This is a genomic window from Trichococcus sp. ES5, from assembly GCF_900067165.1.
Classification (GTDB): Bacteria; Bacillota; Bacilli; order Lactobacillales; family Aerococcaceae; genus Trichococcus; species Trichococcus flocculiformis.
In genome coordinates this window covers 126,590-151,938 of the sequence record NZ_FJND01000003.1, presented here as the reverse complement: position 1 = coordinate 151,938, position 25,349 = coordinate 126,590, and the positions used below count along the sequence as shown (strand labels likewise).

General features: G+C 45.6%; 25 protein-coding genes, 1 other RNA gene and 3 other annotated features. Of the genes, 5 read left to right on the top strand and 21 right to left on the bottom strand.

Annotated features, from left to right (window positions below; translation table 11 throughout):
• Nucleotide 1: 1 nt before the first annotated feature.
• From TES5_RS04265 to TES5_RS04250, 4 genes are all read left to right on the top strand, one after another.
• A complete protein-coding gene (locus TES5_RS04265) occupies nt 2–1,273 on the top strand; it encodes a replication-associated recombination protein A (RefSeq protein ID WP_068560137.1) in 1,272 nt (423 codons plus the stop codon).
• A gap of 104 nt (nt 1,274–1,377) precedes the next feature.
• Nucleotides 1,378–1,567, top strand: a non-coding RNA gene (gene ssrS, locus TES5_RS04260) — 6S RNA.
• Nucleotides 1,568–1,681: 114 nt separating this feature from the next.
• Nucleotides 1,682–1,984 (top strand): hypothetical protein, encoded by a 303-nt coding sequence (locus TES5_RS04255; RefSeq protein ID WP_068560135.1) that lies wholly within the window; start codon nt 1,682–1,684, stop codon nt 1,982–1,984.
• A gap of 98 nt (nt 1,985–2,082) precedes the next feature.
• Nucleotides 2,083–2,553 (top strand): universal stress protein, encoded by a 471-nt coding sequence (locus TES5_RS04250; RefSeq protein WP_068560133.1) that lies wholly within the window; start codon nt 2,083–2,085, stop codon nt 2,551–2,553.
• 502 nt (nt 2,554–3,055) lie between these two features.
• Here TES5_RS04250 and TES5_RS04245 read toward each other — a convergent pair.
• From TES5_RS04245 to TES5_RS04145, 21 genes are all read right to left on the bottom strand, one after another.
• Complete coding sequence (locus TES5_RS04245; protein WP_068560131.1) at nt 3,056–4,252, bottom strand: acetate/propionate family kinase; 1,197 nt, start codon at nt 4,250–4,252, stop codon at nt 3,056–3,058.
• A 50-nt stretch (nt 4,253–4,302) separates the two neighbouring features.
• Nucleotides 4,303–5,316, bottom strand: coding sequence for a class I SAM-dependent methyltransferase (locus TES5_RS04240; protein WP_143148196.1), 1,014 nt, complete (start codon nt 5,314–5,316; stop codon nt 4,303–4,305).
• A 130-nt stretch (nt 5,317–5,446) separates the two neighbouring features.
• Nucleotides 5,447–5,731, bottom strand: a complete 285-nt coding sequence (gene rpmA / locus TES5_RS04235) for a 50S ribosomal protein L27 (RefSeq protein WP_068560128.1) — start codon at nt 5,729–5,731, stop codon at nt 5,447–5,449.
• Between the two features lie 34 nt (nt 5,732–5,765).
• Nucleotides 5,766–6,101 (bottom strand): ribosomal-processing cysteine protease Prp, encoded by a 336-nt coding sequence (locus tag TES5_RS04230; protein ID WP_068560126.1) that lies wholly within the window; start codon nt 6,099–6,101, stop codon nt 5,766–5,768.
• A 14-nt stretch (nt 6,102–6,115) separates the two neighbouring features.
• On the bottom strand, nt 6,116–6,424 hold the full coding sequence (gene rplU / locus TES5_RS04225; protein WP_068560124.1) for a 50S ribosomal protein L21: 309 nt from the start codon (nt 6,422–6,424) through the stop codon (nt 6,116–6,118).
• 16 nt (nt 6,425–6,440) lie between these two features.
• Nucleotides 6,441–6,514 (bottom strand) — a sequence feature (ribosomal protein L21 leader region).
• 169 nt (nt 6,515–6,683) lie between these two features.
• Nucleotides 6,684–7,364 carry an amino acid ABC transporter ATP-binding protein gene (locus tag TES5_RS04220; RefSeq protein WP_068560122.1) on the bottom strand — a complete coding sequence of 227 codons (681 nt, stop codon included), beginning with the start codon at nt 7,362–7,364 and terminating at the stop codon, nt 6,684–6,686.
• Nucleotides 7,365–7,380: 16 nt separating this feature from the next.
• Entirely contained in the window at nt 7,381–8,016 is a 636-nt protein-coding gene (locus TES5_RS04215; RefSeq protein ID WP_068560120.1) for an amino acid ABC transporter permease, read from the bottom strand.
• Nucleotides 8,017–8,048: 32 nt separating this feature from the next.
• The gene (locus TES5_RS04210) at nt 8,049–8,849 is read right to left on the bottom strand and encodes an amino acid ABC transporter substrate-binding protein (protein WP_068560118.1); all 801 of its coding nucleotides are present in this window, start codon (nt 8,847–8,849) and stop codon (nt 8,049–8,051) included.
• Nucleotides 8,850–8,878: 29 nt separating this feature from the next.
• The gene (locus TES5_RS04205) at nt 8,879–9,676 is read right to left on the bottom strand and encodes an amino acid ABC transporter substrate-binding protein (protein WP_178137783.1); all 798 of its coding nucleotides are present in this window, start codon (nt 9,674–9,676) and stop codon (nt 8,879–8,881) included.
• Nucleotides 9,677–9,779: 103 nt separating this feature from the next.
• Nucleotides 9,780–10,029 (bottom strand) — a binding site (T-box leader).
• 79 nt (nt 10,030–10,108) lie between these two features.
• A complete protein-coding gene (gene mreD / locus TES5_RS04200) occupies nt 10,109–10,633 on the bottom strand; it encodes a rod shape-determining protein MreD (protein ID WP_068560111.1) in 525 nt (174 codons plus the stop codon).
• A complete protein-coding gene (mreC, locus tag TES5_RS04195; protein ID WP_068560108.1) occupies nt 10,633–11,487 on the bottom strand; it encodes a rod shape-determining protein MreC in 855 nt (284 codons plus the stop codon). Before mreC ends, mreD begins: the two co-directional genes overlap by 1 nt.
• Before the next feature lie 46 nt (nt 11,488–11,533).
• A complete protein-coding gene (locus TES5_RS04190; RefSeq protein WP_068560410.1) occupies nt 11,534–12,547 on the bottom strand; it encodes a rod shape-determining protein in 1,014 nt (337 codons plus the stop codon).
• A gap of 537 nt (nt 12,548–13,084) precedes the next feature.
• Nucleotides 13,085–13,285 (bottom strand): cold-shock protein, encoded by a 201-nt coding sequence (locus tag TES5_RS04185; protein ID WP_068560106.1) that lies wholly within the window; start codon nt 13,283–13,285, stop codon nt 13,085–13,087.
• Between the two features lie 190 nt (nt 13,286–13,475).
• Complete coding sequence (radC, locus tag TES5_RS04180) at nt 13,476–14,165, bottom strand: RadC family protein (RefSeq protein ID WP_068560104.1); 690 nt, start codon at nt 14,163–14,165, stop codon at nt 13,476–13,478.
• A gap of 59 nt (nt 14,166–14,224) precedes the next feature.
• Nucleotides 14,225–14,884 carry an HAD family hydrolase gene (locus TES5_RS04175; protein ID WP_068560100.1) on the bottom strand — a complete coding sequence of 220 codons (660 nt, stop codon included), beginning with the start codon at nt 14,882–14,884 and terminating at the stop codon, nt 14,225–14,227.
• On the bottom strand, nt 14,877–16,196 hold the full coding sequence (locus tag TES5_RS04170; RefSeq protein ID WP_068560097.1) for a bifunctional folylpolyglutamate synthase/dihydrofolate synthase: 1,320 nt from the start codon (nt 16,194–16,196) through the stop codon (nt 14,877–14,879). Before TES5_RS04170 ends, TES5_RS04175 begins: the two co-directional genes overlap by 8 nt.
• A gap of 90 nt (nt 16,197–16,286) precedes the next feature.
• Nucleotides 16,287–18,935 carry a valine--tRNA ligase gene (locus TES5_RS04165; protein ID WP_068560094.1) on the bottom strand — a complete coding sequence of 883 codons (2,649 nt, stop codon included), beginning with the start codon at nt 18,933–18,935 and terminating at the stop codon, nt 16,287–16,289.
• 61 nt (nt 18,936–18,996) lie between these two features.
• Nucleotides 18,997–19,221: a binding site (T-box leader), on the bottom strand.
• A 45-nt stretch (nt 19,222–19,266) separates the two neighbouring features.
• On the bottom strand, nt 19,267–19,761 hold the full coding sequence (tpx, locus tag TES5_RS04160) for a thiol peroxidase (protein ID WP_068560092.1): 495 nt from the start codon (nt 19,759–19,761) through the stop codon (nt 19,267–19,269).
• An 84-nt stretch (nt 19,762–19,845) separates the two neighbouring features.
• Nucleotides 19,846–21,060, bottom strand: coding sequence for a tRNA uracil 4-sulfurtransferase ThiI (thiI, locus tag TES5_RS04155; RefSeq protein WP_068560089.1), 1,215 nt, complete (start codon nt 21,058–21,060; stop codon nt 19,846–19,848).
• A gap of 32 nt (nt 21,061–21,092) precedes the next feature.
• On the bottom strand, nt 21,093–22,229 hold the full coding sequence (locus tag TES5_RS04150) for a cysteine desulfurase family protein (RefSeq protein WP_068560087.1): 1,137 nt from the start codon (nt 22,227–22,229) through the stop codon (nt 21,093–21,095).
• A gap of 174 nt (nt 22,230–22,403) precedes the next feature.
• Nucleotides 22,404–24,122 carry a septation ring formation regulator EzrA gene (locus TES5_RS04145; RefSeq protein WP_068560085.1) on the bottom strand — a complete coding sequence of 573 codons (1,719 nt, stop codon included), beginning with the start codon at nt 24,120–24,122 and terminating at the stop codon, nt 22,404–22,406.
• 414 nt (nt 24,123–24,536) lie between these two features.
• Here TES5_RS04145 and rpsD point away from each other — a divergent pair, with 414 nt between their 5' ends.
• Entirely contained in the window at nt 24,537–25,148 is a 612-nt protein-coding gene (rpsD, locus tag TES5_RS04140) for a 30S ribosomal protein S4 (RefSeq protein ID WP_068560083.1), read from the top strand.
• Nucleotides 25,149–25,349: the final 201 nt, after the last annotated feature.

The window sequence follows — 25,349 nt, the reverse complement described above, 5'->3', positions numbered from 1 at the left end:
CATGAAACAACCTTTAGCATACCGTATGCGTCCCGTCCACATTGACGAAGTCATCGGTCAAAGTCATCTGGTCGGCGAAAATAAAATCATCCGTCGCATGGTCGATGCGAAGATGCTTTCTTCCATGATATTGTATGGCCCACCGGGAATCGGTAAAACCAGCATTGCGAGCGCCATCGCCGGATCGACCCATTCGGCTTTCCGTCAGTTGAACGCCGCAACCGACACAAAAAAAGACTTGCAGATCGTCGTGGAAGAAGCCAAATTTTCCGGCCAGGTCATCCTCTTGTTGGATGAGGTGCATCGGTTGGATAAACCCAAGCAGGATTTTCTCTTGCCGCACCTTGAAAGCGGCCAGGTCATTCTGATCGGCGCCACCACCGAAAACCCATATATCAGCATCAGTCCTGCTATCCGGAGCCGGACCCAAATTTTTGAATTGAAGCCCCTTACTACTCAAGACGTCATACAGGCACTGGAACGTGCCATTGCGGATGAAAAGCGCGGATTGGGAAAAGAAAAGATCCTGATCGAGGAAGACGCCTTGCTCCATTTCGCCAGGAGTACGATGGGAGACGTCCGCGGTTCGCTGAATGCTTTGGAGTTGGCTGCCTTATCCACTAAACCTGATGCGGACGGAACGATCCATATCACCTTGGACATCGCTGAGGAGTGCATCCAAAAGAAAGCCCTGGTTCACGATAAGAATGGCGATGCCCATTATGATGTCATCTCGGCATTCCAAAAATCGATCCGTGGCAGTGATGTCGATGCAGCCATGCATTATCTTGCCAGGCTGCTGGAAGCCGGCGAATTGCTGATCGCCTGCAGACGACTGATGGTCTGCGCCTACGAAGATATCGGCCTAGGCAATCCTCAAGCTGTGGCTCGGACCGTTTTGGCCGTTCAGGCTGCAGAAAAGTTAGGTTTGCCGGAAGCTCGGATTCCCCTGGCAAATGCTGTCGTTGATCTGGCCCTTTCCCCGAAATCCAATTCGGCTTATCTTGCCTTGGATAGCGCACTGGCGGATGTGCGCGCCGGAAAGTCCGGCGACATACCGGATAGCTTGCGTGATGCCCATTATAGCGGGGCAAATAAGTTAGGCCGCGGCATCGGTTATCAATATCCGCACGATTTCCCGGACCACTGGGTCAAACAACAGTATTTACCAGACTCGCTGAAGAGTAGACGCTACTACGAGCCGGCTGCAACGGGCAAATACGAGCAAGCCTTGGCCAACCAATTGCAGCACCGCTTCAACAAAGATTCTTGATGATTTGTTGGTAGCGTTTAACCCATTGTCGCCATTATGTTTCCGGACTCAGTTCCATGTGTTTTGCTTGCCAACAATTGATTAGTATGCTACTATACGTATATAGATTTCTGAGGTGTTCGACATATTCTCAATGTGTTGACCGAACAATTTATTACTACCTTGGGATCCTGTTTATTTCGGTGGATAACACGCCTTATCATTTGGTAGTTAGAGACTGGATATTGGAGCCCACCTGCTTATATGCGGGTTCAAAACTAGTAGAATATACTCACCGGCACCATCGGATTTCTAATAAAGTTTTATACTTTTGGAGCTGCTCATTGAGCAGCTTTTTTTGCAGATTTAAAAGCACGTAAAAGTACTACTTGAGCTCTTATCCCACAATTCCTTTAAGGAGGATGCATATTGTTAGAATTGTTGATTGCCCTTTTTTCATTACTGCTGGTTTCGACCGGCCTTTTCATGACGTTGAAAGGCCCCACTGTTTTCGTATTGGCTCCGGACCGGATCACGGAACAACAACGCCAGCAGATCTGGCTCTTTTTCCGTAATGGCGGAGCTCTGTACATGTTGATCGGATTTCTCTGCCTCCTGACGATTTTCTTCAGGAGTACCCTGCTTTATGTATTTGCCGTGCTGATCTCCTCAGGGTATACAGCACTCTTCAGCATCCGCTTGGCCGGCATGATGAAAGATCAAAGCCACTGATCAATAAATTACCGAAAAAAATCGCATGCGCTTTCATTTTTAAGGAAAGTGAAGTAAAATAAACTTGTAAGCGATACTAGTTTAGAGGAGTGGTTAATATGTTTCAAGAGTATAAGAAGATTTTGATACCGGTTGACGGATCCAGAGAATCAGAATTATCTTTCCGTAAGGCAGTGGAAGTAGCCAAACGGAATAAAGCAGCCATCATCATCACTCATATTATCGACACAAGAGCCATCCAGACCCCTACAGGTTTCGAGGGTAGCTTTACAGATGAGATTGTCCGTCAATCCAAAACGTTGATGGAAGAATACAAAATCTATGCGACGAATGAAGGCATTACAGATGTTCAAACAGTCATCGAATATGGTTCTCCAAAAGCGATCATCGCAAAAGATTTGCCTGCCGAACACGGTGTGGATCTAATTATGATTGGAGCGACTGGTCTTAATGCCATCGAGAGACTTTTCATAGGCTCAGTATCCGAGTATGTCATCCGCAACGCACCTTGCGATGTGTTGGTAGTCCGGACTGACCTCGAGAACAAACCCAAAACTAAGAAAAGCTGAACGGGTTCGTTCAGCCCTGATTAAGGAAACACTGTGACCTAATCGGTCAAGTACTCTGATGTCACAGTGCGACATCAGAGGGCCTCACTGCGAGACCAGTTGGATGGCCTGATGACAGGAATAAGCGATTGAAATCGCAAGAGTCATGACAATTTAGGAAATCTGTCCACGCAACGTTCCCTACGGTCACCTTGTACTGGGGCTCTAAGGGATGAATACCTAAGAGTCCCATGCAAATGAGCATCGAAGAGCGCAATTGCTGAGAGACTTCCGAAACAAAGGAATCAACGTGACCGTACCAGTCAGTTGTATCATGTTTCTAAGCCATCAAAGATGGCAAGAACCATGACAAGTCGAACAGTATGTCTTGGCTCGCAGAGACAAGAGGTTCCTTATTCTTTTTTCCGAAGGGCTAACCCGTGAAGCTAGCCATCAAATTTGATGGCATGAAAAAATCCGTTATGCCGAAACATCGGCATAACGGATTTTTTATTTCAAATGATTATTTTTCGCTGAAACGAACGACATCGCGAGCAATCATTAATTCTTCATCTGTAGGAATCAATAATGCTTTCACTTTTGAATCATCAGTAGAAATGATTCTTTCAACACCCCGGACATTGTTCTTTTCATCGTCGATTTCACAACCGAACCATGAAATACCATCAATGATGATTTTGCGGGTAGGAGCAGAATTTTCACCGACGCCGGCTGTGAAGACGATCGCATCAACACCATTCATGATTGCAACATATTGTCCAATGTATTTAATGATACGATTATGGAAGATATCCAAAGCAATTTGAGCTTGCTCGTTGCCTTTTTCAGCTTCTGCCTCAACATCGCGCATATCACTTGATACGCCGGAAAGTCCCAAAAGGCCAGATTTTTTGTTCAGAATGTCAACGAATTCATTGATATCAGTGATACCTAGTTTACCCATTAAATAGGCAATCAATGATGCATCGATGTCCCCTGAACGAGTTCCCATCGTGATACCTGCCAGTGGCGTAAAGCCCATGGATGTATCGATTGATTTCCCGCCTTGGACAGCAGTGATGGAACCGCCGTTACCGATGTGGCAAGTAATGATTTTCAACTCTTCAATCGGTCTTCCCAACATTTCAGCAGCGCGTTCGGCTACGTATTTGTGGCTCGTTCCGTGTGCGCCATATTTTCTAGCAGCATATTTTTCATAGTACTCCATCGGAATACTGTATAGGTAGTTTACTTTCGGCATTGTTGTATGGAATGAAGTATCGAATACAGCAACACTTGTGATTTCAGGCAACAATTTTTTGAATGCACGAATGCCGGTAGCGTTGGCTGGGTTATGCAGCGGTGCCAATTCTCCCAATTCTTCGATTTGTTCCAGGACACGCTCATCCACAAGCGCGGAGTCTTTGAATATTTCTCCGCCCGCAACGACGCGGTGGCCGACTCCTGTGATTTCGTCGTAGCTTGAAATGATGTTTAATGCCAATAATTGGTCAAGTAATTTCTGTACTGCAATTTCGTGGTTCATGATGTCTTCGATTACCTGGAATTTTTGGCCTTCCCCGTGTTTGATGGTGAAGACAGAATCGTTCAAACCGATTCTTTCGATTATCCCGGTTGCAAGAACGTCCTTTTCAGGCATTGCATATAAAGTAAATTTCAAACTTGAGCTACCAGCATTGATAGCGATGATTTTTGACATTTTTTTCTCTCCTTTAAATTGTCTGATTTTTCTTATATCTCTAATAAATATTATATCATCTTTGCGCTCCAATTGTGGAAAATATCCAGGAAAGATTGCATCTTTTGTGCGTTTTTAAGATCTGGAATTTCCCCCAAAAGCACTTGTTCAGCTTGAAGAGATTTTTCACCAATTTTTTGAACAATAATGATTGATTTTTTCATACCATTTTTATGGAACAGATCCGCCGGAAGACTCAAGAAAGCCTGTATATGAACGTTTTCTTTCAACCATCCAATTAGCACAGATGATTTATCTGTTTCAAAAATGTCGGATGGAACGATAAATATCCCCCAACCGGATTCTTTCAAATAGTTCACATTTTGTTCAAACATTAGGAAATGCGCAAAAGAATTTCCTTCCGGAAAAGCTGTTTGGTAGTTCTTTGCGCGCTCATTAACCGGATAATACCCGATCGGAAAATCGGATACTACGATATCAGAAGGCGCAATCAGCAGTTCCTGCAGGCTGTCCGAGTGGGTGTAATGGATTTTTTCCGAAAATCCCAGCAAGGCTCCGCTGTTGGCCGCAACACTGATCAACAGATCATCATTGTCAACTGCTTCTGCAGTCACTTCATTTCCCCTGCTGGTCAAATGCGCCACGACGATATTCAGAAGATTTCCTGTTCCTGCAGCCAAATCTGAAACATGCAGTTTTTCTGTTTTATCTTTTTTTATTTCTCCGATAAAATATGCGATCAGATAGGCGATCGTGTCTGGTGTCATTTGATGATTCATCTGGAGCTTGTCTTCTTTTGTTGCCTTGATGAAAGTCAGTTGGATGCTCTTGCGGATAATTTCCTTATCCAATGCATCCAAATTCATCTTTTTGTAGAGGCTGTTCAAGCGTTCAACTGCCTCGATTGAAGGCAAGCCTTCCACTTGTTGTGCTTTTGCTTCAAAGGAAAGATTTTCCAACGTTTCGGATAACGCTTCTATATATGTAAGCTCCGCTTCCGTTTGAAGCAATGTGATGGCTTCATCCATTAATCCGAAAAGACTCTCAACATTTGTTGCTTTCAAGTCGTTCACCGTCCCTTACTTTTTGTCTTTATCTAAAATACAAAAAAACCTGCGAAGGAAGTGATTGATCATTTGCCCCCGCAAGGTTTTTTGTGTGTATGTAATTGGTTGATCGGCAAAAGTACAAGTATTATTTAGCTGTAGGGTATACAGAAACTTGTTTTTTGTCACGGCCTAAACGTTCGAAACGAACGACACCGTCAACTTTTGCAAATAGAGTGTCATCTCCACCGATACCGACGTTAGTACCTGGATGGATTTTTGTTCCGCGTTGACGGTACAAAATTGATCCGCCAGTTACTGTTTGTCCGTCTGCACGTTTAGCGCCTAAACGTTTGGATTGGGACTCACGTCCGTTGGTAGTAGATCCGCCCCCTTTTTTGTGGGCGAACAATTGTAGATTCAATTTCAACATGTGGTTTGCACCTCCTTATTAAGTAGTACAGTATTTATTGCATGTTTATGGTCACATAATCTGGATATGCCTGAGCGACATCCTCCAACGAGTAGAATAGATGCTTCAGTAAAATCTGCGTAATGTATTGCTGTTCCGCTTCCCTTTCGGAAAGTATTTCCGCATAGAGATACCCGCCTTCTTCATCCGCTTCATCAACAAGCATCTGATAGCCGGCTAAACGTTCAACGCTATTCACAGTTTCGATGGCCAGTACAGAAACAGCAGCGCAGATGATATCTTCGCCTTCTATCCCATACCCGGCGTGTCCCGTAATCTCGAAAGAAAGCAGGTTGCCATGGTCATCTTCTTTAAATTTCACTTCAATCATGGTTATTCACACTCTTATGCGTTGATTGCGTCAATGATTACTTTTGTATAAGGTTGACGATGACCTTGCTTACGGTGTGTATCTTTTCTTCTCTTGTATTTGAAAGTAGTGACTTTCTTTTCTTTGCCCTGTTTTTCAACAGTGCCTTCTACAGAAGCACCTGTTACGAATGGAGCGCCAATTTTAGTTTCTTCTCCGCCTACAAATACGATTTCATCAAAAATTACTTTATCACCAGCTTCAGCATCTAATTTTTCAATGTAGATCGCTTGACCAACTTCAACTTTTAATTGTTTACCACCAGTTTTGATAATTGCGTACATATTCTCTGCACCTCCTTATTTTACTTAGACTCGCCAAACGGAGTGCCCTTGCAGGTCTCATGACTCCTATCCGTGCGGTTGTAGCTGTGGTGCGCACATTTACAACATTAATAGTCTACCAAAAACAAAAGCTCCCGTCAACCTAAATGAAAACATTGTTGAAATAAACTGCCATTCTTTCACTGACGACAAAAAAATATAACAAAAAAACAGGGCAATTGCTCTTTTTTTTGCCGGACTGTCAGCCCTTGCCCTATCCTTAACGGTTCTTGACGAATTCGCTTGAGGATACGATCCGTGTGCCGTATTGTTGCCCGAACTCGGTATCGTGCGTAACGATCAGGATACCGGTTCCTCCTGCTGCAATTTCCTGTATCAGCTTACCGATGCTGTCGGAAGATTCGCGATCGAGCGCAGAAGTCGGTTCGTCAAAACAAAGCACGCGCGGATTCAGCATCATCGCCCGGGCGATTGCGACCCTTTGCTTCTGGCCTCCGGACAAAGTTGACGGCATTGCTTCCAGTTTGTCTTCCAATCCCATTTGCTCCAGTAATCCGGCTGCTTTCGCCGCCAGTTCCTCGCGGGTACCCAATTTTTGGGCAAGCGGCGCCTCCAGAAGATTTTCCAACACCGAAAGGTTCGGGAACAGAGCATAGTCTTGAAACACCATGCCAATTTTATTTTGGTAAAGACGCCTTTTTTTGCGGTCCACATATTCTGCGCCCTTCAAACCTTGCTTGCACAACAAGGCATCCTCAATCGAAATGGTTCCCTGGTCAGCTTTCTCCAGATTGTTGAGCAAGCGCATCAAAGTGGTCTTACCGGTTCCGGAACGACCCACCAACACAACGATTTCACTGGAATCGATATGGAATGAAAAATCATCGATTACGGTTATGTCATGATAAGACTTTGTTAAATTCATCGCATTTAATAACATGATTGCCGCTCCCCCCCTAAAAGTTTCCTTTGGATTCAAGTTTATTCAGCAGCACCGTAATGACAGCCGTAATCGACAAATAGACGATTCCGACTGCCAGGAAAGGCACTAACGAGGCATAGGTATTGGCAGCAATCTGTCCTGCGCGCAATAATTCCCCGAGACCGATGACATAAACCAAAGATGTATCTTTCACTAGCGCAATCACTTCATTCCCTACAGACGGCAACACAATTTTAGTGACCTGCGGAATGATGATTTTGAAAAATCCTCTGATTTTACCGATACCCAACACCGAAATGGCCTCGAACTGTCCTTTCGGTACAGCAGTGATACCTCCACGGAAGATTTCCGCGTAATAGGCAGCGTAGTTGATTATATATGCCAGAATGGCTGCCGTAAAACGATCCAACGTGATGCCTATCAGCGGCAAACCGAAGAAAACAAACATCAATTGCAAAAGTAAGGGTGTGCCCCTCATGATGAATACATATATCTGGATCAGAAAACCCAGCCACTTCGGTCCGTAAACCCGGATGACGGCGACCAGAAAACCTAACGGAATGCTGGATAACCCTATGATGAAGAACAACGTGAGCGTCATCTTCAAGCCGTCAAGCAATGATGGCAGTATCGTCTGTATCAAGTCCATTTCTTAAACCTCTTTCTTACCCTTTATTTTCGTTATTCACTATAGAACCATTTGTCATAAATTTCATCGAAAGTCCCGTCTTCCTTCATTTCGGCCAAGGCTGCATCGACGCGCTCCTGCAGTTCCTTATTATCCTTTTTGAAGGCAACCGCCATTTCGTCTTCCCCGAAGTTATCCTCGAGAACACGGTAGATGTCTTTACCGGATTGCTTCATGTAGTAACGACCGTAGACTTCACCTACGACGATGGCATCCACACGTCCTGATTCCAAGTCGCTGAAGGCATTATTATTGGAAGGATAGAGCACCAGATCCCCGCCCAACTTTCCAAATATCCCTGACTCATCCTCCATAATCTTGTCCACTGAACTGGAAGATTGCTGCGTCGAAACCAACTTCCCTTCCAAGTCCGCTTTTGTTTCGATTGCGCTGTCCTTCAAAACGATGATGGATTGCGCATCCACGATGTACGGTTCGCTCAAGAGGACTTTTTCAGCCCGTTCCGGTGTGATGGCATAGCCATTCCAGATCATGTCGATGTTGCCGGAATCCAATTCGGTTTCCTTCATTGCCCAATCGATCGGCTGAAAAACAATTTCAGCTCCGATCCGTTCACCGACCGCCTTCGCCAAGTCGACATCGAAGCCGACGATTTCATTATTTTCATCACGGAATCCCATCGGAGCAAAAGTATCATCCAAACCAACAACCAACGTTTCTGCACCAACGGCTTCAGAGTTGACAGAAGCGTCATCAGCCGACTCACTGCTGCATCCAGCCAACACCAATAACCCTGATCCGACCAGTGCGGCTTTTTTAAGCTTATTCAACATACGACTTTCTCCCTCAACAAGAAGTTTTATTATTCAGCGAACCATTTTGCGTAGATTTCATCGTAGGTTCCATCTTCACGCATATCATTCATCGTTGCATCGATTGCTTCTTTCAACACGACATCTTCTTTGCGGAGACCCACACCATATTCTTCATCGCCAAAATTATCGGTAAGAACAGCGAACTTTTCCTCGCCTTTTAGTTTCATAGTGTATCGGCCCAACACTTCGTCAACGACGATTGCATCACTGCGGCCGCTTTCCAGGTCATTGAACACGTCGTTGAAGGTAGGATACAAAATCGGCGTGCCCCCATCAAACTCAGCAGCAATTCCCGTTTCGTCGGCAATGATAGCATCGAATGCCGCAGATCCTTGTTGTGTCGCAACGACTTTTCCGGCCAAATCAGCTTTTGTTTCGATATCACTATCCGCCATTGTGACAATAATTTGGCTGTTGCTCAAATACGGTTCTGAGAACAAGACTTTCTCTTTGCGTTCTTCCGTTATGGTATAGCCATTCCAGATCATGTCGATGTTACCGGAAGCCAATTCGGTTTCCTTCATTGCCCAATCGATCGGTTGGAAAGTGATTTCCACATCCAAGCGTTCCGCAACCTCTTTCGCCAACTCGACATCGAAACCGACGATTTCGCCACTTTCATCTTTAAAGCCCATCGGTGCAAATGTATCGTCCAGTCCCATCACCAGTGTTTCTTTGATTTCTGAAACTTCCGATCCAGTTGCAGAAGAATCCTCAGCGGCACCTCCACCGCATGCAGCCAATAAACTTGTAGATGCCAACAACAATAATGCTAATTTTTTCATATCCTTCTCCTCCATATATGTGTACTTTTTTATTACCTAATTTTGTGGTGTCCCCCATCACGCCGTTTCCAATAAAAAAAGCCCTTTAACTTCCTGTTGAAAGTTAAAGGACGATTGAAGTCGTGGTTCCACCTTTTTTTGCGGGCTCTTCACAGAAACCGCCTCATAACGTTCCGTTTGAAACGTCAGTGCTGTAACGGGCACAACCGAGTCAACCTACTGAGAAAGCGGAAGCTGTCTTTTCGGTATCCTTGCTCAGAGATGTGATTTCACTTATTTCTATTGTTTGCTTACACCGGCCGCAAACTCTCTGGAAATAGTCAAAAGTTACTTTTTCTCTTCATTGCATTTAGAATTTAAGACAATAATACCACAGCTTTCGTCAAATGCAAGCATTTCATTAAAAAATATCTCATTATTTTCTCATCAGGTTCAATCGTACATCCAGCCCACCAATTTGAACAGTGGGTAATAAATCACAATGAACAATACAATATTCAACACAATAGTCGGCCCTAATCGCTCTGAAGCAAATGCACTGAAGTCAAGTTGCGTGATATCCATCAAACTGTAGAAGCCAAAAACGAATGAATCCACCATGACGATCGCAACGATAAACAACAATGCCAGCACAAAAACATTTTCCGCCAGGAATCTCTGCATCTTCTTCACAAAGTAAACGATTACGGCAAAAGCGACTGCGTAAACACCCAGAATGCCGCTATAATAACTGTCGAACAACAGTCCGAAAAGAACTGCGTACAACTGCATCGGCTGTTTAGGGAAATAGTAGGAAAAAAGCACGAATCCGAACAACGCCAAATGCGGCACGAGAATATACTCTTCGCTGACAAACTGGCCCGGAAAGGCATTGATCAAAAAGCCATCCAAAATCAAAAGCACGTAGAGCACCACAGGGATGAAATAAGTGTGATGCAAAGATCTGTTTTGCACCATCACTCACCACTTCCGCTCAGCCGTTTGATGACCGTCACGAAGCGAATATTGTAAACCTCACCGGCGGGCTCGATTGTGACTTGCTTAAATAAACCGTAACTGTCCATCGATACTTCTTTGACGCTCCCGATCAACAGAGCGCTTGGAGAAACACCGCCTAATCCTGATGTAATCACGCTATCGCCCGGATTGATCACTGCATCAGGGGCAATCTGGGACATGGAAAGCTTCTTCGTATTCTCATCATAACCATTGACAATACCATGTACAGGTCCAGATTCCGTTTGGATTTCAGCTGATACACGGTTGGTTGTATCGTTGGATGTGGTCAAAAGCAGGACTTTCGCACTGGTCGAATTGACTTCGGATACACGGCCGATCAGACCGTTCCCCGCCATCACCGACATATCGACCTCCACCCCGTCCTGGGATCCTTTATCGATGACGATTTGGTTCAGCCAACTGTCGGGATTGCGGGATACCACAGAAGCATTGATCTGTTCATACTCTGACAAAGTAGTTTTCAATTCAAGTTCTTCCTGCATCCTTGCGTTTTCTTGCTCCAAATTATAGACTTTCACTTGCAGCTCATAAACGGTATCAATTTTACTTTTTAAAGATTGGTTTTCTTCATACGTATTCATCAGGTTATCGACTGAATCAACAAAATTCGCCACTACTTCCGCTGGCTTAGAAAATATTCTCGCAATGGAGCCTGTTACATCGTTCCCTACTTGTTGCGGTATCGATGTATCTTCTCTGTTGTTGGTAAGAGAGTATGCTATCAAGCTGATAAAGGTAATCACACCGATCAATAGGATAATCAATTTTTTATTGTTAAAAAACTGATTCACATTGACACCTCATTTCGTACATCACTTTCAATTACATTCATTATACTTACTGCCTTAAATTTTTACGCTTGTAAACGTTAATGTTCTTCAAGGTTTCACCGGTCCCGATGGAGACGCAGTCCAATGGATCGTTGGCGATAAATACAGGAACTTCCGCTTCTGCTGAAATGACTTCAGCGATGTTTTTCAACAAAGCGCCACCACCCGTCAAAACGATACCATGGTCAATGACATCAGCAGATATTTCGGGAGGCGTCTCTTCCAGCACTTCTCTTACGGAAAGGATGGTGTTCTCGACCACATCATGGATCGCAACCGCAATATCCTCGGCGTGGATTTCCAAAGTCTTGGGCAGGCCGTTGACCATATCCCGGCCTCTTATTTCCATGGAGCCATAGGAAGCTGCCTTTTCAATATCGGCACAACCGATCGTTATTTTGATGTTTTCGGCAGTCCGCTCGCCTATCAGCAGACCGTACTTTTTGCGGATGAACTGAATGATTGCCTCATCCATCCGATCGCCACCGGCTGTACTGGAACGGCTCGTAACAATTCCGCCAAGCGAAATCGTCGCGACATCCGTCGTACCGCCTCCGATGTCCACCACCATATTGCCTGTAGGCGCATGCACCGGAAGCCCAGCACCCACAGCAGCAGCGAAGGGCTCTTCTATGATGAAGGCTTCTTTCGCTCCGGCTGTCCGGGTAGCATCAAGAACTGCCCGTTTTTCCACTTCTGTAACACCACTCGGTACGCAGACCATCACGTATGGTTTGATGAATGCATTACCCGTCGCTTTTTTGATGAAATATTTCATCATCGCGACAGTTGTATCATAATCCGCAATGACCCCTTCTTTCATTGGGCGGGATGCCACAATGGTGCCGGGTGTCCTTCCAAGCATCTGGAATGCTTCTTCTCCAACGGAGAGAATCTCTCCCGTATGGATATTTTTTGCGACGACAGAAGGTTCTCTGAATACGATGCCCTTGCCGGCTACGAAGACGATCGTATTGGCCGTACCTAAATCAATGCCGATGTTTTTGCCTTTAAAATTCAAACTTACCAAGTACTTCTCATCCTTCCGTCTGATTGACTACAAACTCTCCCACAAACAAATTCTTTTCTATTTTACCACAAACCGGAACAAGAAAAACATCAATGTAACAAACAAAAGAAAGAATTAATCAATTTGACAGGAATGACGTTGATCGGTAATACTGCTGCCGATTATCCCTCCAGATTGACACAATACGTTTGGACCATTCACAGGGAATATCCCGGTGGATCGGAGTTCCCGGACGAACATCAGGCATCCGGCATTAAGAAAAGCTGAACGGGTTCGTTCAGCCCTGAAAGAAATTTAGGAAATCTGTCCGACTGAGCATCGAAGAGCGCAATAGGACAGATTTATCTAATTTCCGAAGGGCTAACCCGTGAAGCTGGACATCATTTTAGATGCATGAAATATGTTGCAAACTTGTGAAACACCTATGGTGATGCACTTTTGAGTTGAAAAAATTTTATAAATTCCTATATGTCTTAAAAAGGCCCGAGACAGTGTCCCGGGCCTTTTGATCGATTAAGTTAAGATTAATTAGATTTTTTCAACGTTGGCAGCTTGTGCTCCACGATTTCCCTCAACGATTTCGAATGAAACGGCTTGTCCTTCTTCCAATGACTTGAATCCGTCGCCTAAGATAGCTGAGAAATGTACGAATACGTCATCTCCGCTTTCGCGTTCGATAAATCCGAAGCCTTTTTCTGCGTTAAACCATTTTACTGTTCCTTTTTCCATGAAAAATTCCTCCTCGTGCAAAGCACTTTAAATTGTTATTCTTGCTTTTGGTACGATAGGAATGTTCATGACAATCTATTCTTTACCAAACAAAAACACTAACATAATGATATATCAGGTTTTCCGATATTGCAAGTTTTTTGCCATCAAATTTTCATTTCAGCTTGCGTAAATCGTTTAGGAACCTTTACTATATGATACCGTATTCCCGCAGGCTGAGATAATCATCGACCCCGATGATGAAATGATCAAGGATCTCGATCCCCATCATTTCTCCGCACTCCACCATCCTGCGGGTAAACACCAGGTCGGCTTCCGAGGGATCGGGATTACCGGAAGGATGATTATGCGCAAGAATGATCCGCGCCGCCGCAAACCTTACCGCCTCCCGGAATATCTCGCGGGGATGCGCAACCGAACTGTTCAGGCTGCCGATGAAGATCGTCTTTTTCTTGATGATTTCGTTCTTTGTGTTCAGATAGACAGCCACCACGTGCTCCTGCTGGAGATCGCGCATCTCTTTCTGCAGCAGCGTCCCGGCGCTTTGCGTCGATGTGATCGTTCCGCTCTTCAGTTGCGTGGCATTGGCTACACGCACCCCCAATTCAACACAGGCCTTGATTTCGATCGCTTTGGTTCGGCCGATTCCATGAATAGCAGTCAATTCTTCAAGCGAGGCCATCTTCAAGGAATGCAGATCCTCGAACTCATTCAGCACCCGCAACGCCAGCTGCATGACGTTGCTGTCCCTGGGCCCTGTCCGCAGAACGATAGCCAATAATTCATGCGTCGCCAAGGCTTTTTCTCCGAATTGATCCAATCTTTCGCGCGGTCGCGAGGCTTTTGGAACCTCCATCAGCAGATTTGTTTCTTGCACCATCCTGTTTTACCCCTTTCCTTCCGTCTACTCAATAGGTACGCAGGAAGGAGCCTAACAGGTTATTTCTCTTTCAGCCAATCCATGACCGCATGCAGGTCGGGCAAAATGGCAATTGTTTTTGCTTTGGCTTCGTCATCGGGAACGATCAGATCCGGAACCATGATCACTTCAATGCCCGCATCGTAGGCAGCACGGATGCCATTAAGCGAATCTTCCAGGATCAGACAGTCCTCTTTCGGAATGCCAAGGGGTTTCCAGGCGCTCAGGAAAATTTCCGGATTCGGTTTGGCGAAGGATACTTCATCCCCGCACACTTGGTAGCGGAAATACTGTGAAATATCAGCCAATTCGAGGTAGAAACTGACTTCTTTCCTCCGGCTGCTGGAAGCAACGACGCATATTACGCCTTCCTCCTTCAGAAAGGCCAACAGATCGTATAGGCCTTTTTTGATCGGAAGCCCCTTTTCAGAGGCGATGCCCGTCTGCCTCTCCTTCATTCTCTTCAAAAATCGTTCCGCCAGTTCCGCATCACCAAAGTCGGAAGCCAATTCAGGCATCACATCTTTATCGGATCGCCCTACTTGTTTCAGATAATAATCGAAGTCGAACGCTATCGGCAAAGCCATCTCTTCAGCCAGTTCGCCTTGTGCCTGATATCCCAATGTTTCCGTATCGAACATCAATCCATCCATATCAAAAATAACTGCTTTTTTACGCATCTCCAAACTCCTTATCCTTTAATAAATAATGTCTTACTTCGGAAAGAAAATACAGCGAACCGGTAATCAATAGCATACCTGCTTCAGCTTGCTTCGCCTTCAGATCATCAATCGCAAATCGCCAATCTTCGTAGGCTCCAGCTTCCGGTACACCTACCCGCTCACACAGTTCTTTGACTGATGCAGCCCTCGGGAAATCAAAAGTGGTCACGTGCAGCTTACTCGCGGGAATTGATTTGATCAACTGGCCCATTTCCTCCAGATCCTTATCCGCCAAAGCCGCCAAGAGGATGGTGATATTTTTATCCGAAAACTTCTTTTTGATCGCTTCAGTCAGCACTGCCATAGCCGGGATATTGTGGGCACCATCCAGCATGATGAACGGTTTTTGCGAAATGATCTCCATCCGGACCGGCCAAGCTGTCCCCAGCAAACCGGATTTGATCGTCGTCTCCGAGTAACTCAAAGCGTATTTTTTGCAGAACAGTAAGAAAGTTTGTAGCGCAGTGGCTGCATTATCGACTTGATGGCCACCCATCAAGGTTATTTCCAGTTTTTCAAAAGCGCCCAACTGAGAGGCAAAGTCAAAGACCTCATGATAATCGGAACCCTCATGCCAATTGGAAACACTGAAATCCGGGCCGAATGCATGCAAGGGCGCAGCTTTTTTTTCCGCAGTGTCACGCATCACCGCAAAAGCCTCTTCAGGCAATCTTCCGATGACGACAGGTGTCCCTTGCTTGATTATTCCGGCTTTCTGGTAGGCGATCTCCGCAATGGTATCCCCGAGGATATTGCTGTGGTCTTTGCCTATCGTCGTGATGAGCGAAAAATCCGGCTCGGCAACATTCGTGCTGTCGTACAAACCGCCCAGACCGACTTCCAACAATACGACATCACAAGGATGTGTCCCAAAATAGGAAAACATCATGGCTGTCACTACTTCGAATTCCGTCAGTGGACCCATATCCGTGCGGCCGATTTCCTCATAGAGTGCGTAAAGGATGTTCGCTTGCTCCAATACGTCTTCATCCGGGATATTCGCCCCATTCACGCTGATCCTTTCATTGAAACTGACGATATGCGGCGAGGTGAAGGTGCCCACCGTATAGCCGGCCGCCATGAACAGGCTTCTTAAGTAAGCAACATTCGATCCTTTTCCGTTTGTTCCGGCAATATGGATGGATCTGAATTTACGTTCCGGGTGATCCAGTTTTTCCATCAACCATTTCATCCGGACTATTCCGGGCTTAGGCCCCATGCCTTTGCGGGTATGGATCCATTCCATCGCTTCTTCATAAGTTGCAAACATCTACCTCTTCACTCCATTTCTGTTTAAGAAGAACCCTATCTACAAAGGAACTTGCTAATAGGGTTCTTCCTGTTCAATTCGATTCTCTTATTAAGCTAGCTGTTCTTTTAGGGCAGCGATGCGTTCTTCAACGGCCGCCAGTTTTTCGCGGTATTCGGTCCCTTTTTGTTTTTCCCCGTCGATTACAGCCTGAGGGGCTTTGCTGACAAATTTTTCGTTATTCAATTTGCTTTCCACACGGTCGACTTCTTTGGTCAATTTCTCCGCTTCCTTTTCGAGACGGGAAATCTCATCTTCCAATTTGATAAGACCGGCAAGCGGCATGTATACCTCTCCGCCTGAGAAAACTGCGGTGACAGCGTCGCTGGCCGCTTGGATGTGCTGGCCGATTTCCAGTGTATCCGGATTGCAGAAGCGGAAGATGTACGATTCATTGGCGCGGAAAATCCCTTCGGTCGCCTCGTCATTCACTTTCAACTGCATCGGAACTTTTTTGGACAACGGTGTGTTCATTTCAGCGCGGACATTGCGGACGCCACGGATCAATTCGATCAGTTTCTCCATCGCTTCTTCAGCCGCTTCATCGATATGGCTTGCATCCGCTACCGGATAGGCTGCCGTCACGATGGAATCACCTTGATGCGGTACGTTCTGCCAGATTTCTTCGGTGACGAAAGGCATAACCGGATGCAACAAGCGCAAGACGTTGTCCAAAACATAAGCTAAGATGCTGCGGGTTGTCTTTTTAGCAGCTTCATTTTCCCCTTGCAGGACTTCTTTGGACATTTCTATATACCAGTCGCAGTAATCGTCCCAGATGAAACGGTACAACAAGCGACCGGCTTCACCGAACTCAAATTTCTCGAACAGGTCCGTCACTTTAGTGATGGTCTTGTTCAGGCTGGAAAGGATCCATTTATCGGCTATCGTCTTTTCCCCTGAAATGTCGATAGCGTCGAATGTCAGGTCTTCCAAGTTAAGAAGCACGTAACGGCTGGCATTCCAGATTTTGTTGATGAAATTCCAGGAGGCATCCATCTTCTCATAGCTGAAGCGGACATCCTGACCAGGTGCGGAACCGTTCGCCAAGAACCAACGCAAAGCATCCGCCCCATATTTTTCGACCACATCCATCGGGTCGATCCCGTTTCCGAGCGATTTGCTCATCTTGCGGCCTTGCTCGTCACGGATCAGACCATGGATCAGTACATTCTCAAACGGACGTTTTTCGGTGAACTCCAGACTCTGGAAGATCATCCGGCTTACCCAGAAGAAGATGATGTCATAGCCGGTAACCAACGTACTGGTAGGGAAATAACGTTTGAAATCTTCCGCATCTTCATCCGGCCAGCCCATCGTCGAGAACGGCCAAAGTGCTGAACTGAACCATGTATCCAGAACATCCTCATCCTGCGTCCAGTTTTCGCTGTCGCTCGGGGCTTCCATGCCTACGTACATTTCGCCGGTTTCTTTATGATACCAAGCCGGGATTTGATGTCCCCACCATAATTGACGGGAGATGACCCAGTCATGGACGTTGCCCATCCAAGTCAGGAAAGTATTCTCAAATCGTTCAGGATAGAAGGAAACTTTTTCTTCTGCGGATTGATTTTCGACCGCACGCTCAGCCAATGGTTGCATTTTGACGAACCATTGCGTCGAGATGCGCGGTTCCACAACAACGTTTGTGCGTTCAGAATGTCCGACACTGTGGGTCATTTCTTCAATTTTGACCAAATAGCCCAGTTCTTCCATATCTTTTACGATCGCTTTGCGCGCTGCGAAACGGTCCATACCTGCATATTTTCCGGCTGCTTCGTTCATCGTCGCGTCATCGTTCATGACATTCACTTGCGGCAAGTCATGACGCAAACCGACTTCAAAGTCGTTCGGGTCATGAGCCGGTGTTATTTTTACGACACCGGTCCCGAAGTCCATTTCGACATAATCATCCGCAATGACAGGGATTTCCCGATTCACGAGCGGCAAAGTCACGGTCTTGCCGATGAACTGCTGATATCTTTCATCTTCCGGATGAACCGCTACGGCAGTATCTCCAAGCATCGTTTCCGGACGGGTAGTAGCCAGCTCCAAGTATCCCGAACCATCTGTCATCGGATAGCGGAAGTGATAGAAGGCGCCTTGGACGTCCTTATGGATAACTTCAATATCTGATAAGGCCGTTTTTGCCTTTGGATCCCAGTTGATGATGTATGCGCCGCGGTAGATCAAACCTTTTTCGTACAAGCCGACGAAGACTTTACGGACTGCATCGGACAAACCATCATCCAACGTGAAACGCTCCCGGTCATAATCAACGGAGATCCCCATTTTTCCCCATTGCTCGCGGATGACGCTTGCATAATCCTCTTTCCATTCCCAAACCTTGTCGACAAAGGCTTCACGACCAAGGTCATAACGGGTAAGCCCGTCCTCGGCCAGTTTCGCTTCCACTTTGGCTTGAGTGGCTATGCCGGCGTGGTCCATACCCGGCAACCATAACGTATCGAACCCTTGCATGCGTTTTTGGCGGATCAGCATATCCTGCAGCGTCACATCCCAAGCATGGCCCAAGTGCAGCCTGCCGGTTACGTTCGGAGGCGGAATCACGATCGAATACGGTTTTTTGCTCTTGTCTCCGCTAGGCTTGAAAAGCCCCGCTTCCACCCATTGTTGATATTTCCCAGATTCTACTTGCTGGGGTTGATACTTTGTCGGCATTGCGTCTGCTTTAGACATTCAGCCACTTCCTCTCTCTTTACATTGATTTATTGCGAAAAAAAACGCCCTGCATACGAATATGCAGGACGATATGAATCGCGGTACCACCTAAATTACAGGAAACGGATCCCTGTCTCTCTTTTTGATAACGGAGAATACTCCGAGCTGCGCTACCCAGTCCACAGACCTTCACACAACTTGCTCACAAGCTACTTCACTTTCCTTCCCCAAAAAAGCTTTCACCAATCGCTTTTCTCTCTTGTATGGTTCCGGGTAAGCTACTCTTCTTGATCGACGCTTTGTTTATACTTCACTAGTTTAGCACCTTTTCATTGAAATCTCAATGCGATTAAAGTAATTTTTTGGCAGCTGCCAATGCTGCTTCCTCATCCGGCTCCGTCGCGATTTCAGGGACGATCTCCATATAGGAAAGGACGCCTTCCTTGTCGATGACGAATACGCTGCGGGCCAACTTGTTGCCCATTTTTGGAATTTTAAGGCCATAGGACTCGCCGAATTCGCCTGCATCATCATGCAGCATCTGCATATCGATGCCGTTTGCTGAACACCAGTTGACCAATTCTTCTTTTGTATTTCTGGAAACCGACAACAAAGTCAAACCTTCGATGTCCGCTGCCGTCTCGTTGAACTTACGTGTTTGTTTATCGCAAACGCTCGTGTTGATGTCCGGGAATACGCTGATCAAGACTACCGATCCGCGCAGATCATCCAAAGCTACCTTTTCGTCTTCCGTATTGTACAACGAAAAAGCCGGCGCCTTCTCCCCGACAACTGGCTGTGTTCCTAAAACTTCAACAATTTCACCCTTTAATGTTACTTGCATGAAAACATTCCCCCTTGATCGATAATATCTTCATTATACAGATAAGTGGCGATTTATGGTAAGGATACGCACTTGCAAAATAGATTAAAGCAAATCCGAAAAGAGCGCCTCATCTTGGCTGGAAGTGTCTTCCCGACCCGTTATGCTAGATACTACAATCCCTTCAACCGCGCGCATAACGAGTGGTTCCACATCAAGCAACGCTTCAAAACGTCTGGCTTTATCCAAGTGTGGTTTCGTTTTTGGCGCTGGTGGTGCAAAAATAGTGCAGCAGTCTTCGAACGGTTGCACAGACAAATCAAAGGTATCGATTCTTTGCGCTAATGCGATGATTTCCAATTTGTCCATCGTAGCGACAGGACGAATGATCGGCGTCGTTGTGACATCATTGATGGCAATCATACTTTCCAGCGTCTGAGAAGCGACTTGAGCCAAAGATTCTCCATTAAAGATGGCCAATCCTTTGCGTTCGGCTCTGATGGCATCGGTGATCCGCAGCATCATCCGGCGTGTGATCGTCATCAAATAATCCGCCGGCACCTTCTCTTTGATTTCTTCTTGGATTTCAGTGAACGGCACTTCGATGAACTGGATTTCACCACCGAATTTAGTCAATTTGGCAGCCAGATCTTTTGCTTTCTGTAATGCTTGTGGACTTGTGTACGGCGGACTATGAAAATGAATAGCCTCGATCTTCACACCGCGCTTCATAGTAAGATAACCGGCAACCGGTGAGTCGATGCCTCCGGAAAGCATCAGCATGCCTTTGCCGCTGGAACCGACAGGCAACCCGCCAGCCCCTTTGTATGTCTGCGTGCTGAGCATGATGCCGCTAGTTTTGATGTCTACACGTACAAGAATATCCGGTTGTTTCATCTTGACAGAAATGGCCGGAAAAGCAGCCAACACAGTAGCGCCCAGCTCGGCATTCATAAAAGTAGTGTCATGCTCGTAGGAATGGTCGGAACGGCGCGTAGCTATTTTGAACGTTTTTCCCGCCGTCTCCATTTTACCAAGCAACTCCACCAAAACCCGTTTCACTTCATTCAGATCGTGCGAAACAAGATAAACGGGCGAAAAGTTTTGAATACCGAACACATGCTGCAAGCGCTCGAGAATGTCAGCCTCTGCAGCTCCATTCAGTTCCAGTAACATAAAATCGTGCTCGGGTTTGATTCTGATCTGCGGATAATCCTTTGTGACCATCCTGACATTTTGCGCCAACTGCTGGACAAAACGTTTTTTGTTTTTCCCTTTGGTCGATAATTCACCAAAGCGTATTTGAATGTGCGTTTCCATTTATATTCTCTTCCAATCTGTCAGTTATTATTCTATTGTATCTTTTGGAACTGTTGATGCAGCGTCCGAAAATGTTCGATGAAGGCATCTGCTTCCGCTTGCGTATTCTCGCCGGAAAGGCTTATCCGGACTGCGCACTGGCTCCAGGAAAGCGGTACGCCCATCGACCCCAGCGTATAGGGTGTGCCTTTCTTTCTGCTTGAGCAGGCGCTTGTCGTTGAGATGAAGATGTCCTGGCTTTCAAAAGCATGGACCATCACTTCTCCCCTGACGCCTTTCATGGCAAAGCAGAGGATATGCCCGGCGCCATCTTCGGGCGAAAAGATTCGGACATCTTCATATTCCGAAAGGGCAGCTAACAACTTACCCCGGACCAACTGTTCCTGCTCGCGGCTTGAAGCACCATTTTCGAGCGTCATGCGCAAAGCTTTCGCCATTGCCGCAACGCCGCCGACATTCTCTGTCGTGCTGCGCATACCAGCTTCTTGCCCGCCTCCAGTCAACAACGGTGCAATCCGTTTACCATGTTTCTTATAAAGGATACCGACACCTTTAGGGCCATGGAATTTGTGTGCTGAAAGCGATAAGAGATCCACACGAGGATGTTGGATCAGCGGCACGCATTCACCCACAGCCTGCACGGCATCTACGTGGAAATGAACCCAAGGATAATTTTCCAACAGTTCTCCGATAGCCTCGATTGGCTGGATGCTGCCGACCTCATTATTGATTGCCATGACACTCACCAGGATCGTATCTTTTCTTATCGCTTTCCCAAGCTCCTCAACGGATATGATTCCGTCAGTATCGACAGGCAGATAAGTAATTTCAAATCCCAATTTCCCCAACTGTTCCAGCGATTTTGAGACGGCAGGATGTTCGACAGAAGAAGCGATCATGTGTTTCCCGGCGTGGAACTTTTCCATTGCAGTACCTTTGATTGCCCAGTTATCGCTCTCTGTACCGCCGCTCGTGAAGAAAATCTCATCCGGCTGTACAGCCAGCAATTGCGCAATTTGTTTGCGCGATTGTTGGAGCAACGCATCTGCCTCATTACCTATTCTGTGCAAACTGGAAGGATTGCCAAAAAATTGTTCATTGACCTTTCGGTACGTATCCAAAACCTCTGGATACATTTTCGTTGTTGCACTGTTGTCAAAATAAATCATCTATATCTACACTTCCTTAATAACTTTGCACCCTTAGCGGGACATCCTATCCATTATATAGAAAATGTCTGACCATTAAAAGCTTACGGTTTAATTTTATTCCCCTCTCATAAAAGAGTGTCCAAAAAGGAGCCGAGACAATGTCCCGACCCCTGCGTCTTATTGATTCTGTATTTAATAGTAACGGCGATTTTTTTCTTCCTGATAGGATTCTTCGACCTTGCGGGCAGCCCCTGCTTCTATACGGTTCAAAGGAATTCGTATGGCTTCCAACGCACCTTCATAGTCATATTCGCGGTGGAAAAGCACTAAAGCTTTGTTGATGGCATTTTCAATTTCCACATGTGAATGACGGAAACGGTTTGCGTACTGGATCATATATTCAGTCAGCATCGCATTGTCCACAATTACTTGGGTTTGGTTATCCAACATTTCAATATCCTCTTCGCACATCTTCGAAATCGCATCGATTTCGTCCATGTCAATCTTCACGCGGTTCAACTTGGAAGCCAAATCTTCGATGCGATCCGTGACTGAGAAGAAAAGATCCAAATAAATTTTCGGTAAACCGGGCAGATGGTATTTTTCGATTGTGCGCTTCATATTGCGCATATCCAATTCGTAGAGATCGATGCTGTCCTTGATTTCCTTTTCGCGATTGCGCAAATCACTGAGGTTGCTGACCAACTCAGATTGTTCTTTATCGATTTCGGAAAGACGTTGACTGATTTTTTCATAATACTCGCGGACAACCGAGTAAGAAATTTCGTGTTCCTTCATCATCTTGTCGTAATAACGCAAGGCTTCATTTTCTTTCAGTAACTGCTCTTCAAACTCTTGCGCTCGGCCTAGCTCATTTTTGTTCAAGAAATAATTCTGTGAGACGCGATCGATTTCAAGCAACACGTAACGGTTGCTCTGCAGCACATGATCCATTTTCTTTTGCAGGTTCGCAGTGTGACGACCTACAAATTCTTTGGCTTCCATTTCTTTTTCCATGATAGCATAGACTGCTTCGATGTCGCGTTCTACCTTGTCCATCTTCTTGCCTGCTTCATTGATATCGGCAAGGCCGATGGAATCTTTCGCTTCTTGGATTTCTTTTTCAACCGCAGCTATCTCAGCTGAGACATCTACACCTTCGAAAATGTATTTTTCATCCAACAGGCGTTGGTAGCCGTCTTTCAGATCACTCACTTGTTCTTCGTACTCGGTCTTGATTTTTTCGTTCAATTCAGGGATCTTTTCGACAACTTCTTCCATCACCAACAAATCTTGCTCGATACGCGACAAGATCTCTTTGGCTTCCATATGGTCGCCCTCGTTCGTCAATGAATTGAATTTCGTGAAATCCAACTCCATGTAATTCAGGTTCTTCTCTAACGTTTCGATTGCCGGACCGAATGTAAAGCTGTGCGCCAGTAATTGCTTGCGGATTTTATTGTATCGTTCCTGGATTTCTTCCAACTCTTTGCGGTTTTCTTGCGCACTTTCCAATAGCTTTTCGAGAGCCTTGTTCACTTTTTCGACGCTGTTCTTCGTTTCGTCGATCAATTGATCCGCTTGCGAGATGGCTTGCTTCGCCTTAATGAAATTCATGCGTTGAATGTACTGTTCGGCACTGACCAGCGCCGCCTCAATTTCAGGATACTGAAAACGCGTAATGGTCTGCCACGTGGCTTGCCAACTCTCATAGGTGCGCTTCGTTTGCCCTGTCAAATTCATGTTTTTCAACGTGAACAGATTGTCGGCCACCGGTATGGCCATCGCTTTTTGTTTCTTCTCATCGATTGCTTTGATCCGATTCGCTTGTTGTCTTGTCAAATACATGATCGCACCATACCCGACCAATACTAACAATATTATCGCTACTAACCAATATATAAACTCCATCAATAAATCCTCCACCTATTCCGACAATTTCGTTTATTTGATTTAAAATTGAAAACGCCCAATATATCTCATTTTTTAGTATAACATAGAAAGAACCAATCATAAACCAGAAAATAATCTGGAAACTTAATTCCTTCGTTTGGAATACCCCAAGTGGTCCACCGCTGTGCAAACGATGAATATCATCACTTTTTCATTGCATTTACTGATTTTGTTTGGTACAATAACCTTTGTGTAAAATAATGCAGCGAGAAAGAAGCACCCGCGTCAACAGTTCATCGCCATCTGTAGATGGTTCAATTGTGTACCCTTGCGGCTGCATAAGGTGAAGATTGAAGGATGACCTGCACGCATTGCTGACTTATCATTCTTATTTTACTCCAAAAATCAAACATTTATTGGAGGAATTTTATTATGTCACGTTATACAGGACCAAGTTGGAAACAAGCTCGTCGTCTAGGCATCTCCCTTTTGGGAACAGGTAAAGAATTGGAGCGTCGTCCATACGTTCCAGGTCAACACGGCCCTAACAACCGTAAAAAATTATCTGAATATGCTATGCAATTGCAAGAAAAACAAAAATTGCGTCACATGTACGGCATGAACGAACGCCAATTCGCAACTTTATTCAAAAAAGCTGGTAAAATCAAAGAAGGTAAACAAGGTGTTAACTTCATGATCTTATTGGAACAACGTTTGGATAACGTAGTTTACCGTTTAGGTTTGGCTTCTACTCGTCGTCAAGCACGTCAATTAGTTAACCACGGTCACGTAACTGTCGATGGCAAACGTGTCGATATCCCTTCATACGAAGTGGCTGTTGGCCAAGTAATCGGCTTGCGTGAAAAATCCAAAAACTTGGTAGTTGTTAAAGCAGCTGCTGAAGCTTTGTTCGGACGTCCTGACTTCATTACTTTCGACGAAGAAAAATTGGAAGGTTCATTGAACCGTCTGCCAGTTCGCGAAGAATTGCCAGCTGAAATCGATGAGTCATTCGTAGTAGAATACTACAACAAATTAGGCTAATCTCCCCGGAGAGCGGCATCAAGGAAACGGCAAAGCAATTTGCCGTTTTTTTTGTACAGGAAAAGCGGAACGGGTTCGTTCAGCCCTTCTTTAAGGAAACACTGTGACCTAATCGGTCAAGTACTCTGATGTCACAGCGCGACATCAGAGGGCCTCACTACGAGACCAGTTGGATGGCCTGATGACAGGACTAAGCGATTG